This window comes from Serratia silvae (assembly GCF_023282985.1).
Classification (GTDB): Bacteria; Pseudomonadota; Gammaproteobacteria; order Enterobacterales; family Enterobacteriaceae; genus Chania; species Chania silvae.
Genome location: NZ_JAGQDC010000030.1, coordinates 14,829 through 25,313 on the forward strand (window position 1 = coordinate 14,829; position 10,485 = coordinate 25,313).

Here is a 10,485-nt window from a genome sequence, read left to right on the forward strand (position 1 = left end):
CTTATTCCTCAATTTTACCGCCAGCAGCCTCGATAGCAACACGAGCGCCTTTGGTGACACGCAGACCACGCAGGGTAACCGGACGAGTGATTTCGCCAGAAAGCATAACTTTCGCGAACTCGATCTGGGTACCAACAACGTTAGCGGCTTTCAGCGTGTTCAGGTCGATTACGTCGCCTTCAACAAGAGCCAGTTCAGACAGACGAACTTCTGCCGTGATCATAGCTTTGCGAGAGGTGAAGCCGAATTTCGGCAAACGACGATATAAAGGCATCTGACCACCTTCAAACCCACGACGTACGCCACCGCCAGAACGTGAGTTCTGACCTTTGTGACCACGACCGGCGGTTTTACCCAGGCCAGAACCGATACCACGACCTACACGCTTAGGCGCATGCTTGGCACCTTCAGCCGGAGACAGAGTATTTAAACGCATCTGTTACTCCTCAACCTTAACCATGTAGGAAACCAGGTTGATCATACCGCGTACAGCAGGAGTATCCTCGCGCTCTACGGTGTGACCAATACGACGCAGACCCAGACCGAGCAGTGTAGCTTTATGCTTCGGCAGACGGCCAATGGAGCTGCGAACTTGTGTAACTTTGATAGTCTTAGCCATGGTCAATTACCCCAGAATGTCTGCAACGGATTTACCACGCTTGGCAGCGACCATTTCAGGAGACTTCATATTAGCCAAAGCGTCGATAGTTGCACGAACCACGTTGATCGGGTTAGTGGAACCATAAGCTTTAGCCAGTACGTTGTGCACCCCAGCAACTTCGAGAACGGCGCGCATTGCACCACCCGCGATGATACCGGTACCTTCATGAGCTGGCTGCATGAACACACGGGAACCCGTATGAGCACCTTTAACAGGGTGCTGCAGGGTGCCGCCGTTCAGCGCGACATTCATCATGTTGCGACGGGCTTTTTCCATCGCTTTCTGGATCGCTGCTGGAACTTCGCGTGCTTTGCCGTAGCCAAAACCAACGCGACCGTTACCATCACCAACTACTGTCAGTGCGGTAAAGCTGAAAATACGGCCACCTTTTACGGTTTTAGATACGCGGTTTACCGCGATCAGCTTTTCCTGCAGTTCGCCAGCTTGTTTTTCGATGTGAGCCATCTTAAACCTCTTCCTTAGAACTGAAGGCCAGCTTCACGGGCAGCATCTGCCAGTGCCTGGACTCGACCATGATATTGGAAACCGGAACGGTCAAAGGATACTTTCGCAATCCCTTTTTCCAACGCGCGCTCAGCCAGAGCTTTACCTACGGCTGCTGCTGCGTCTTTGTTACCGGAGTACTTCAATTGCTCAGTGATAGCTTTTTCTAAAGTAGAAGCGGCTACCAGAACTTCAGAACCATTCGGAGCAATTACCTGTGCGTAAATGTGACGCGGGGTACGATGTACCACCAGGCGGGTTGCACCCAGTTCTTTGAGCTTACGGCGTGCGCGGGTCGCACGACGGATACGAGCAGATTTCTTATCCATAGTGTTACCTTACTTCTTCTTAGCCTCTTTGGTACGCACGACTTCGTCGGCGTAACGGACACCCTTGCCTTTATAAGGCTCAGGACGGCGGTAGGCACGCAGATCTGCAGCAACCTGGCCAATAACCTGCTTATCAGCGCCTTTCAGCACGATTTCAGTTTGGCTTGGGCATTCAGCAGTAATACCTGCTGGCAGCTGGTGATCGATTGGGTGAGAGAAGCCCAGGGCTAAATTCACCACGTTGCCTTTAACAGCAGCACGATAACCAACACCTACCAGTTGAAGCTTCTTGGTGAAACCATCGGTAACACCGACAACCATTGCGTTCAGCAGAGCGCGCGTGGTACCCGCTTGGGCCCATGCGTTAGCAAAACCTTCGCGCGGTGCGAAAGTCAGTGCGTTAGCTTCTTGCTTCACTTCAACGGCGTCATGGACTGTACGAGTCAGCTCGCCGTTCTTACCCTTAACCGAAATAACCTGACCGTTGAGTTTTACCTCTACGCCGGCAGGAATGACGACGGGTGCTTTTGCAACACGAGACATTCTTTCCTCCCGAATTAAGCTACGTAGCAGATAATCTCGCCACCAAGACCAGCTTGGCGAGCTGCACGATCGGTCATAACACCTTTAGAGGTAGAAATAACAGCGATACCCAGACCGGCCATAACTTTTGGCAGTGCATCTTTTTTCTTGTAGATGCGCAGACCTGGACGACTGATACGCTGAATGCTTTCTACCACTGCCTTACCCTGGAAGTACTTCAGTACCAGTTCCAGAACAGGCTTGGTGTCGCCTTCAATTTTGAAATCTTCAATAAAACCTTCTTCCTTCAGCACGTTGGCAATTGCCACTTTCAGCTTGGAGGAAGGCATGGTGACCGCAACTTTGTTCGCGGCTTGACCGTTACGGATACGGGTCAGCATATCCGCGATCGGATCTTGCATGCTCATCTGTCTTTACTCCCGTGATTCAATTGGTAATTACCAGCTAGCCTTTTTCAAGCCCGGTACTTCACCGCGCATAGCGGCTTCACGTAGCTTGATACGGCTCAACCCGAATTTGCCCACATAACCATGTGGACGGCCAGTTTGACGGCAGCGTTTACGCTGACGAGACGGGCTGGAATCACGCGGCAGAGACTGGAGCTTGAGAACAGCATCCCAACGATCTTCGTCAGAAGAGTTCACACCAGAAATGATAGCTTTCAATTCCTCGCGTTTAGCGCGGTACTTGTCAGCCAGTTTCACGCGAACGACTTCGCGTGCTTTCATTGATTGCTTAGCCATCAGTAACCCTGCCTTACTTGCGGAACGGGAAGTTAAAAGCAGCCAACAGCGCGCGGCCTTCATCATCAGATTTCGCAGAAGTGGTAATGGTAATATCCAAACCACGAACGCGATCGACTTTGTCGTAGTCGATTTCTGGGAAGATGATTTGCTCACGCACACCCATGCTGTAGTTACCACGGCCATCGAATGACTTGGCGGACAAGCCACGGAAGTCACGGATACGTGGAACAGCAATGGAAATCAGACGCTCAAAGAACTCCCACATGCGTTCGCCACGCAGAGTTACTTTACAGCCGATCGGATAGCCCTGGCGGATTTTGAAGCCTGCAACAGATTTGCGTGCTTTGGTGATGAACGGCTTTTGACCGGAGATTGCTGCCAAGTCAGCTGCTGCATTATCCAGCAGTTTCTTGTCAGCGATCGCTTCACCAACACCCATATTCAGGGTGATCTTCTCGACCCGAGGGACTTGCATGACAGAGTTGTAATCAAACTGAGACATCAGTTGTTTGACTACCTCGTCTTTGTAGTAATCATGCAGTTTCGCCATCGTCATACTCCAAATTACTTGATAGTTTCGCTATTTGATTTGAAGAAACGGACTTTTTTGCCGTCTTCGAATCTAAAGCCTACACGGTCAGCCTTACCGGTAGCCGAGTTGAACAGCGCAATGTTGGAAACCTGAATAGCAGCTTCTTTTTCAACAATGCCACCTGGTTGGTTCAGGGCCGGGACCGGCTTCTGATGTTTCTTAACCAGGTTGATACCTTCAACAATGACCTTACCAGCAGACAGGACATTTTTTACTTTACCGCGTTTACCTTTGTCTTTCCCGGTAAGCACGATAACTTCGTCATCACGACGGATTTTCGCTGCCATGGTTCGCTCCTTAGAGTACTTCTGGTGCCAGAGAGATAATTTTCATGAACTTCTCATTACGCAGTTCACGAGTTACCGGCCCAAAAATACGCGTACCGATAGGTTGCTCGCTGTTATTGTTTAAAATAACGCATGCATTACCATCGAAGCGAATGACAGAACCGTCCGGGCGACGTACACCCTTCTTGGTGCGCACCACTACCGCCTTCAGCACATCGCCTTTCTTCACCTTACCGCGAGGAATTGCTTCCTTGATGGTAATTTTGATGACGTCGCCGATGCCTGCGTAGCGACGGTGCGAGCCACCTAGAACCTTGATACACATTACGCGACGTGCACCGGAGTTGTCGGCCACGTTCAGCATAGTCTGTTCTTGGATCATGTTAGTGCTCCGCTAATGTCAACTACAACTTTAGGACCCATTACTAGGTCGTTGAAAAGCCCCATAACCGAGGGCGCAGCATTATAACACCGCTTCCAGAGTATGGGTAGAAAAAATAAACGGCTCACTTTCTGAGCCGTTTATTAAGTTAGAGTCAGCTACTCTATTACAGAATCGCTTTATCTACAATGCGAACCAACGTCCATGACTTAGTCTTGGACAGTGGACGGCATTCGCGGATTTCTACCACGTCGCCGATACCACATTCGTTGTTCTCATCATGTACATGCAGCTTAGTCGTACGCTTGATGAATTTCCCGTAGATCGGGTGCTTCACCGTACGTTCGATAGCAACAACCATGGATTTCTCCATTTTGTCACTAACAACACGACCTTGCAGAGTACGGATAATATCAGTCATTTACGCACCCGCCTTTTCAGTCAGTAAAGTCTTAACGCGTGCGACATTACGACGCACTTGTTTCAACAGGTGAGTTTGTTGCAGTTGGCCACTCGCCGCCTGCATGCGCAAGTTGAATTGCTCACGCAGCAGGTTGAGCAGCTCAGTGTTCAGCTCTTCAACACTTTTTTCACGCAGCTCTTGTGCTTTCATTACATCACCGTCTTAGTTACAAAGGTGGTTTTGATCGGCAGTTTAGCTGCTGCCAGCTTGAACGCTTCACGGGCGACTTCTTCTGGAACGCCGTCCATTTCGTACAGGACTTTGCCAGGTTGGATCAGGGCAACCCAATATTCCACGTTCCCTTTACCTTTACCCATACGCACTTCAAGAGGCTTCTCGGTGATTGGTTTGTCCGGGAATACACGGATCCAGATCTTACCTTGACGCTTCACTGCACGAGTCATTGCACGACGAGCTGCTTCGATTTGACGAGCAGTCAGACGGCCACGGCCAACAGCTTTCAGACCGAAAGTGCCGAAGCTAACATCCGTACCTTGCGCCAGACCACGGTTGCGGCCCTTGTGCACCTTACGGAATTTTGTACGCTTTGGTTGTAACATCAGCGACTCTCCTTACTTGCGGCCTTTACGCTGCTGCTTTTTAGGTTGAGCAGCCGGTTCCGGTTGTTCAACTGCAGCCATACCACCCAGGATCTCACCTTTGAAGATCCATACCTTAACGCCGATTACACCATAAGTGGTGTGCGCTTCAGATGTGTTGTAATCGATATCCGCACGCAGTGTGTGCAACGGAACACGACCTTCACGGTACCATTCGGTACGCGCGATTTCAGCACCGCCAAGACGGCCGCTTACTTCAACTTTGATACCTTTAGCGCCAAGACGCATTGCGTTCTGTACAGCACGCTTCATAGCACGACGGAACATAACGCGACGTTCCAGCTGTGAAGTGATGCTGTCAGCAACCAATTTTGCGTCCAGTTCCGGTTTACGGACTTCGGCGATGTTAATTTGCGCAGGAACGCCAGCGATATCCGCTACGACCTTACGCAGTTTTTCGACATCTTCACCTTTCTTGCCGATAACGATGCCAGGACGAGCGGTGTGAATAGTCACACGGATGCTCTTCGCTGGACGCTCGATAACGATGCGAGAAACGGAAGCTTTCGCCAGTTCTTTAGTCAAGAATTGGCGAACTTTAAAGTCGCTGTCCAGGTTGTCAGCGAATTCTTTGGTATTCGCATACCAAGTAGAGTTCCAAGGTTTGACAATACCCAGGCGAATACCATTAGGATGTACTTTCTGACCCATTGCTAGTCTCCAGAGTCTCAGCGATCGGACACAACCACAGTAATGTGGCTGGTGCGCTTCAGGATGCGATCTGCACGACCTTTTGCACGAGGCATAATGCGCTTCATGCTTGGGCCTTCGTCTACGAAGATTTTCGTGACTTTCAGATCATCGATGTCAGCGCCATCGTTGTGTTCTGCGTTAGCAATGGCAGACTCCAGCACTTTCTTGACCAGACCAGCAGCTTTCTTGTTGGTGTAGGCCAGAGTTTCCAGAGCTTGCGACACTTTCTTACCGCGGATCAGGTCTGCAACAAGGCGAACCTTCTGAGCAGAAGAACGAGCGTGGCGATGTTTAGCGATAGTTTCCATCTCTTCCTCCTACCTTAGCGCTTTTTAGCTTTTTTATCAGCCGCATGGCCGCGATAAGTACGAGTCGGCGCGAATTCACCCAGTTTGTGACCGACCATTTCATCGGAAACAAATACTGGTACGTGCTGACGACCATTATGGACAGCGATGGTCAAACCGATCATGTTAGGAAAGATCGTTGAACGACGGGACCAAGTGCGCAAAGGCTTCTTGTCACCGCTTTCCACCGCTTTCTCTACCTTCTTCAGCAAGTGCAGGTCAATAAAAGGACCTTTCTTGAGAGAACGTGGCATGGCTTATCCTCTAATTATTTTTTACTACGGCGACGTACGATGAACTTGTCAGTACGCTTGTTGCTACGGGTCTTCTTACCTTTGGTCTGAACGCCCCACGGAGTTACCGGGTGCTTACCAAAGTTACGACCTTCACCACCACCGTGCGGGTGATCGACTGGGTTCATCGCCGTACCGCGAACGGTAGGACGAATACCACGCCAACGTGCAGCACCTGCTTTACCCAGAACGCGAAGCATATGTTCAGCGTTACCGACTTCACCCAGGGTGGCGCGGCAATCAACTGGAACTTTACGCATTTCGCCAGAGCGCAGACGCAGAGTTACGTAGGAACCATCACGTGCGACGATCTGAACGTAGGCACCAGCAGAACGAGCCATCTGGCCGCCTTTACCTGGTTTCATTTCTACGTTATGAACCGTTGAACCTACTGGGATGTTGCGCATAGGCAGGGTGTTACCCGCTTTGATTGCAGCATCAACACCAGATTGGATCTGGTCACCAGCTTTCAGGCCTTTCGGCGCCAGGATGTAACGGCGTTCGCCGTCTTTGTACAGAACCAACGCGATGTTCGCGGAACGGTTCGGATCGTACTCCAGACGCTCAACCACAGCAGGGATACCATCTTTGTTGCGTTTGAAGTCAACCAGACGATAATGTTGCTTGTGGCCACCACCGATATGACGGGTGGTGATACGGCCATTGTTGTTACGACCACCGCTTTTGCTCAGTTTCTCAAGCAGCGGGGCATAAGGTTTACCCTTGTGCAGCTCAGGGTTAACCACTTTAACAACGTGGCGACGACCCGGAGATGTAGGTTTACATTTAACAATTGCCATTGTTCTTACTCCTCCGACTTACTCTGCGCCGCCGATGAAGTCCAAGTTCTGGCCTTCCTTCAGGGTGACGTAAGCTTTTTTCCAGTCGCTACGACGACCAACACGCTGACCTTGACGCTTCACTTTCCCTTTTACTACCAGGGTGTTAACGTCTTCGACTTCGACTTCAAACAGTTTCTGCACTGCAGCTTTAATTTCTGCTTTGGTCGCGTCTTTGGCAACTTTGAGTACGATGGTGTTGCTTTTTTCCATCGCAGCGGATGCTTTTTCAGATACGTGCGGTGCACGCAGCACTTTCAGCAAACGTTCTTCACGGATCATGCCAGCATCTCCTCAACTTGCTTCACAGCATCAGCAGTCATAACCACTTTGTCGAAGGCGATCAGGCTAACTGGGTCGATACCTGCTACATCGCGCACGTCAACCTTGTACAGGTTGCGGGCTGCCAGGAACAGATTCTCATCCAGTTCACCGGTCACGATCAGCACATCTTCCAGAGCCATATCTTTCAGTTTCTGTGCCAGCAGCTTAGTTTTAGGCGCTTCTACAGAGAACTTCTCGACAACGATCAGACGATCTTGACGTACCAGTTCGGACAGGATGCTTTTCAGCGCGCCGCGGTACATCTTTTTGTTTACTTTCTGACTGTGGTCTTGTGGCTTCGCAGCGAAGGTTACACCACCAGAACGCCAGATCGGGCTCTTCACAGAACCTGAACGCGCACGGCCTGTACCTTTCTGGCGCCACGGTTTTTTACCGGAACCAGTCACTTCAGCACGGGTCTTCTGAGCACGGGTACCTTGACGGGCACCTGCTGCATAAGCAACAACAACCTGGTGTACCAGCGCTTCGTTGAAATCACGACCGAAGGTAGTTTCGGAAACAGTCAGCGCGCTTTGCGCGTCTTTCAATACTAATTCCATTGCTATCCCCTTACGCCTTCACAGCTGGTTTAACGATCAGGTTGCCACCGGTTGCGCCCGGTACAGCACCCTTAACCAGCAGCAGGTTGCGCTCAGCGTCAACACGTACTACGTCCAGGCTTTGAACGGTTACACGCTCGTCACCCAGGTGGCCAGCCATTTTCTTGCCTTTGAACACTTTGCCCGGAGTCTGGTTCTGACCGATAGAACCCGGAACGCGGTGAGACAAGGAGTTACCGTGGGTTGCATCCTGAGTACGGAAGTTCCAGCGCTTTACAGTGCCAGCAAAACCTTTACCTTTGGAAGTACCGGTAACATCGACTTTTTTAACGTCAGCGAAGATTTCTACGCTGATTTCTTGACCTGCAGCGAACTCTTGACCTTCTTCAAGGCGGAATTCCCACAGACCACGGCCAGCTTCAACGCCAGCTTTAGCGAAATGACCCGCTTCCGGTTTGGTCACACGGTTAGCTTTTTTGCTACCGGTAGTGACCTGAATGGCACGGTATCCGTCGTTGTCCAGGTCTTTAACCTGAGTCACGCGGTTCGCTTCAATTTCAATCACGGTTACTGGGATAGAAACGCCATCTTCAGTGAAGATACGAGTCATGCCCACTTTTTTACCGACTAAACCAATCATTGTTTCAACCTCTCAATCGTCAATGACCTGATTAACCCAGGCTGATCTGCACGTCTACACCGGCAGCCAGATCCAGACGCATCAGAGCATCAACGGTTTTCTCAGTTGGCTCAACGATGTCAACCAGACGCTTGTGAGTGCGGATCTCGTACTGATCACGCGCGTCTTTGTTGACGTGCGGGGAGATCAGAACGGTAAAGCGCTCTTTGCGAGTTGGCAGCGGGATCGGACCACGGACTTGCGCACCAGTGCGCTTGGCAGTCTCGACGATTTCCGCAGTTGATTGATCGATCAGACGATGATCAAACGCTTTCAGGCGGATACGGATTCTTTGGTTCTGCATGAGACCAGAGCTCCAATTATTTATAAACGTAAATAATTACTCCTCACACCCATTTCGATTGATGGGGGAGTGTAATCGTCAACATATAACCCCCATATCGGGAGTATTGTTCGAAGGGCAAAACGTTCTTGCCAATCGACTGATTCGCTAAAATCAGGCTTACCAAGATTAGGTAAGCCCGCGCATTATACGCAAACCAGCCCAAGTTGCAAGCCACGGATGGAAATATGCTCAGAATAGACGGCAATTTATTGGTTTGGCGAGGATCGGGAGAGTTTGGAGGAAGTGCGCGGCATAGTAGTATGTTACTCCCCTGCCCTACCAGTTCTAGAGATACTGGCCAAGGAGGGAGGGGAGCCGTAATGTCAGTCCCTGCGTTCCAGCACTTGCGCCTGGCAATAGTTTTGGATGCCAAGCCGCTCAATCAGGCTCAGCTCAGTCTCCAACCAGTCGATATGCCCTTCCTCATCGGCCAAAACCTCTTTCATCAGATCGCGGCTAACGTAATCATGGATAGAGTCGGCATAGGCGATACCTTCCCGCAGGTTCTTGGCACCGTCCAGCTCCAGAGCCAAATCGGACCTCAGCATCTCTTCGACATCTTCGCCGATATTCAGTTTGCCGAGATCTTGCAGATTAGGTAACCCTTCAAGGAACAGGATACGCTCGATGTAGCGATCGGCATGTTTCATCTCATCGATCGACTCGTGATATTCCTTCTCATTGAGACGCATCAGGCCCCAATTTTTGAACATACGCGCGTGCAGGAAGTATTGATTGATGGCAACCAGCTCGTTACCGAGCAGCTTGTTGAGGTGAGCAATGATCTTTTTATCGCCTTTCATAGGTAAATCCTCCTGGGCAGTTCTAAAAGTGTAGAAGCTGCGGGCCAAGAGTCAAAAAATAACCCTACTATTTATTAGGCGACTTCGTGCATATGAATCAGGGTTGCCCGTTCCTCCACCATAATTTGCCTTGCCTGACGAATGCATTTACCGCAGTCGGTTCCAATCGGCACCAATTCACGCAGTTGCTTCATGGTATGAGGATCGTGCTGACGTACCGCTTTACGGATCGCTTTGTCAGACACAGCATTACACAGACATACGTACATAGAGAGACTCACTTTTTAACCAATACAGTAAGTCTAAATAAGAATCGTTTTTATTTCAATTAACATTGATAAAAAATTGTATAAAAAAAGGGCACCGAAGTGCCCTCTTTTAGTGCTTATAAATTATTCGCGATTAAGCGATAACTTTAGCAACAACGCCCGCACCTACAGTACGGCCGCCTTCACGGATTGCGAAACGCAAGCC

Annotated in this window: 24 protein-coding genes; all 24 read right to left on the bottom strand. The window is 50.3% G+C overall.

All coding sequences use genetic code 11. The annotated features are described in order from the left end of the window. Position 1: 1 nt before the first annotated feature. Complete coding sequence (rplO, locus tag KAJ71_RS22240; RefSeq protein WP_021182219.1) at positions 2 to 436, bottom strand: 50S ribosomal protein L15; 435 nt, start codon at positions 434 to 436, stop codon at positions 2 to 4. A gap of 3 nt (positions 437 to 439) precedes the next feature. After that, positions 440 to 619 (bottom strand): 50S ribosomal protein L30, encoded by a 180-nt coding sequence (rpmD, locus tag KAJ71_RS22245; protein ID WP_004956161.1) that lies wholly within the window; start codon positions 617 to 619, stop codon positions 440 to 442. Positions 620 to 625: 6 nt separating this feature from the next. After that, positions 626 to 1,126 carry a 30S ribosomal protein S5 gene (rpsE, locus tag KAJ71_RS22250; protein WP_021182220.1) on the bottom strand — a complete coding sequence of 167 codons (501 nt, stop codon included), beginning with the start codon at positions 1,124 to 1,126 and terminating at the stop codon, positions 626 to 628. Positions 1,127 to 1,140: 14 nt separating this feature from the next. Beyond that, complete coding sequence (rplR, locus tag KAJ71_RS22255; protein ID WP_021182221.1) at positions 1,141 to 1,494, bottom strand: 50S ribosomal protein L18; 354 nt, start codon at positions 1,492 to 1,494, stop codon at positions 1,141 to 1,143. 9 nt (positions 1,495 to 1,503) lie between these two features. Then, entirely contained in the window at positions 1,504 to 2,037 is a 534-nt protein-coding gene (gene rplF, locus KAJ71_RS22260) for a 50S ribosomal protein L6 (RefSeq protein WP_248947664.1), read from the bottom strand. 14 nt (positions 2,038 to 2,051) lie between these two features. After that, positions 2,052 to 2,444, bottom strand: coding sequence for a 30S ribosomal protein S8 (gene rpsH / locus KAJ71_RS22265; RefSeq protein ID WP_021182223.1), 393 nt, complete (start codon positions 2,442 to 2,444; stop codon positions 2,052 to 2,054). A 30-nt stretch (positions 2,445 to 2,474) separates the two neighbouring features. Beyond that, complete coding sequence (gene rpsN / locus KAJ71_RS22270) at positions 2,475 to 2,780, bottom strand: 30S ribosomal protein S14 (RefSeq protein WP_021182224.1); 306 nt, start codon at positions 2,778 to 2,780, stop codon at positions 2,475 to 2,477. A 13-nt stretch (positions 2,781 to 2,793) separates the two neighbouring features. Next, a complete protein-coding gene (rplE, locus tag KAJ71_RS22275) occupies positions 2,794 to 3,333 on the bottom strand; it encodes a 50S ribosomal protein L5 (RefSeq protein ID WP_021808125.1) in 540 nt (179 codons plus the stop codon). A gap of 14 nt (positions 3,334 to 3,347) precedes the next feature. After that, a complete protein-coding gene (rplX, locus tag KAJ71_RS22280) occupies positions 3,348 to 3,662 on the bottom strand; it encodes a 50S ribosomal protein L24 (protein ID WP_021808126.1) in 315 nt (104 codons plus the stop codon). A 10-nt stretch (positions 3,663 to 3,672) separates the two neighbouring features. Further along, positions 3,673 to 4,044, bottom strand: coding sequence for a 50S ribosomal protein L14 (gene rplN / locus KAJ71_RS22285; RefSeq protein WP_020837240.1), 372 nt, complete (start codon positions 4,042 to 4,044; stop codon positions 3,673 to 3,675). Positions 4,045 to 4,210: 166 nt separating this feature from the next. Then, positions 4,211 to 4,465: a 30S ribosomal protein S17 gene (gene rpsQ, locus KAJ71_RS22290; RefSeq protein WP_021182227.1), complete on the bottom strand. Its 255-nt coding sequence runs from the start codon at positions 4,463 to 4,465 to the stop codon at positions 4,211 to 4,213. Then, on the bottom strand, positions 4,466 to 4,657 hold the full coding sequence (gene rpmC, locus KAJ71_RS22295; protein ID WP_002218942.1) for a 50S ribosomal protein L29: 192 nt from the start codon (positions 4,655 to 4,657) through the stop codon (positions 4,466 to 4,468). Further along, the gene (rplP, locus tag KAJ71_RS22300) at positions 4,657 to 5,067 is read right to left on the bottom strand and encodes a 50S ribosomal protein L16 (protein WP_004929764.1); all 411 of its coding nucleotides are present in this window, start codon (positions 5,065 to 5,067) and stop codon (positions 4,657 to 4,659) included. The genes rpmC and rplP overlap by 1 nt, the downstream gene beginning before the upstream one ends. Before the next feature lie 12 nt (positions 5,068 to 5,079). Beyond that, positions 5,080 to 5,778 carry a 30S ribosomal protein S3 gene (gene rpsC, locus KAJ71_RS22305; protein WP_004956187.1) on the bottom strand — a complete coding sequence of 233 codons (699 nt, stop codon included), beginning with the start codon at positions 5,776 to 5,778 and terminating at the stop codon, positions 5,080 to 5,082. Positions 5,779 to 5,795: 17 nt separating this feature from the next. Then, the gene (gene rplV / locus KAJ71_RS22310) at positions 5,796 to 6,128 is read right to left on the bottom strand and encodes a 50S ribosomal protein L22 (protein ID WP_004391423.1); all 333 of its coding nucleotides are present in this window, start codon (positions 6,126 to 6,128) and stop codon (positions 5,796 to 5,798) included. Positions 6,129 to 6,142: 14 nt separating this feature from the next. Continuing rightward, the gene (gene rpsS / locus KAJ71_RS22315) at positions 6,143 to 6,421 is read right to left on the bottom strand and encodes a 30S ribosomal protein S19 (RefSeq protein WP_004929772.1); all 279 of its coding nucleotides are present in this window, start codon (positions 6,419 to 6,421) and stop codon (positions 6,143 to 6,145) included. A 14-nt stretch (positions 6,422 to 6,435) separates the two neighbouring features. Further along, on the bottom strand, positions 6,436 to 7,260 hold the full coding sequence (gene rplB, locus KAJ71_RS22320; protein WP_248947665.1) for a 50S ribosomal protein L2: 825 nt from the start codon (positions 7,258 to 7,260) through the stop codon (positions 6,436 to 6,438). An 18-nt stretch (positions 7,261 to 7,278) separates the two neighbouring features. Then, the gene (rplW, locus tag KAJ71_RS22325; RefSeq protein ID WP_021182229.1) at positions 7,279 to 7,581 is read right to left on the bottom strand and encodes a 50S ribosomal protein L23; all 303 of its coding nucleotides are present in this window, start codon (positions 7,579 to 7,581) and stop codon (positions 7,279 to 7,281) included. Then, positions 7,578 to 8,183: a 50S ribosomal protein L4 gene (gene rplD / locus KAJ71_RS22330; RefSeq protein WP_004929779.1), complete on the bottom strand. Its 606-nt coding sequence runs from the start codon at positions 8,181 to 8,183 to the stop codon at positions 7,578 to 7,580. The genes rplW and rplD overlap by 4 nt, the downstream gene beginning before the upstream one ends. A 10-nt stretch (positions 8,184 to 8,193) precedes the next feature. Next, on the bottom strand, positions 8,194 to 8,823 hold the full coding sequence (rplC, locus tag KAJ71_RS22335) for a 50S ribosomal protein L3 (protein WP_004956193.1): 630 nt from the start codon (positions 8,821 to 8,823) through the stop codon (positions 8,194 to 8,196). A 31-nt stretch (positions 8,824 to 8,854) separates the two neighbouring features. Further along, entirely contained in the window at positions 8,855 to 9,166 is a 312-nt protein-coding gene (gene rpsJ, locus KAJ71_RS22340; RefSeq protein WP_001181005.1) for a 30S ribosomal protein S10, read from the bottom strand. Positions 9,167 to 9,531: 365 nt separating this feature from the next. Further along, positions 9,532 to 10,011, bottom strand: coding sequence for a bacterioferritin (gene bfr / locus KAJ71_RS22345; RefSeq protein WP_248947666.1), 480 nt, complete (start codon positions 10,009 to 10,011; stop codon positions 9,532 to 9,534). 74 nt (positions 10,012 to 10,085) lie between these two features. Beyond that, a complete protein-coding gene (bfd, locus tag KAJ71_RS22350) occupies positions 10,086 to 10,280 on the bottom strand; it encodes a bacterioferritin-associated ferredoxin (protein WP_248947667.1) in 195 nt (64 codons plus the stop codon). A gap of 133 nt (positions 10,281 to 10,413) precedes the next feature. Continuing rightward, positions 10,414 to 10,485 (bottom strand): EF-Tu C-terminal domain-related protein (locus KAJ71_RS22355; RefSeq protein WP_131818057.1); only part of this gene is annotated, 72 nt, incomplete at its 5' end.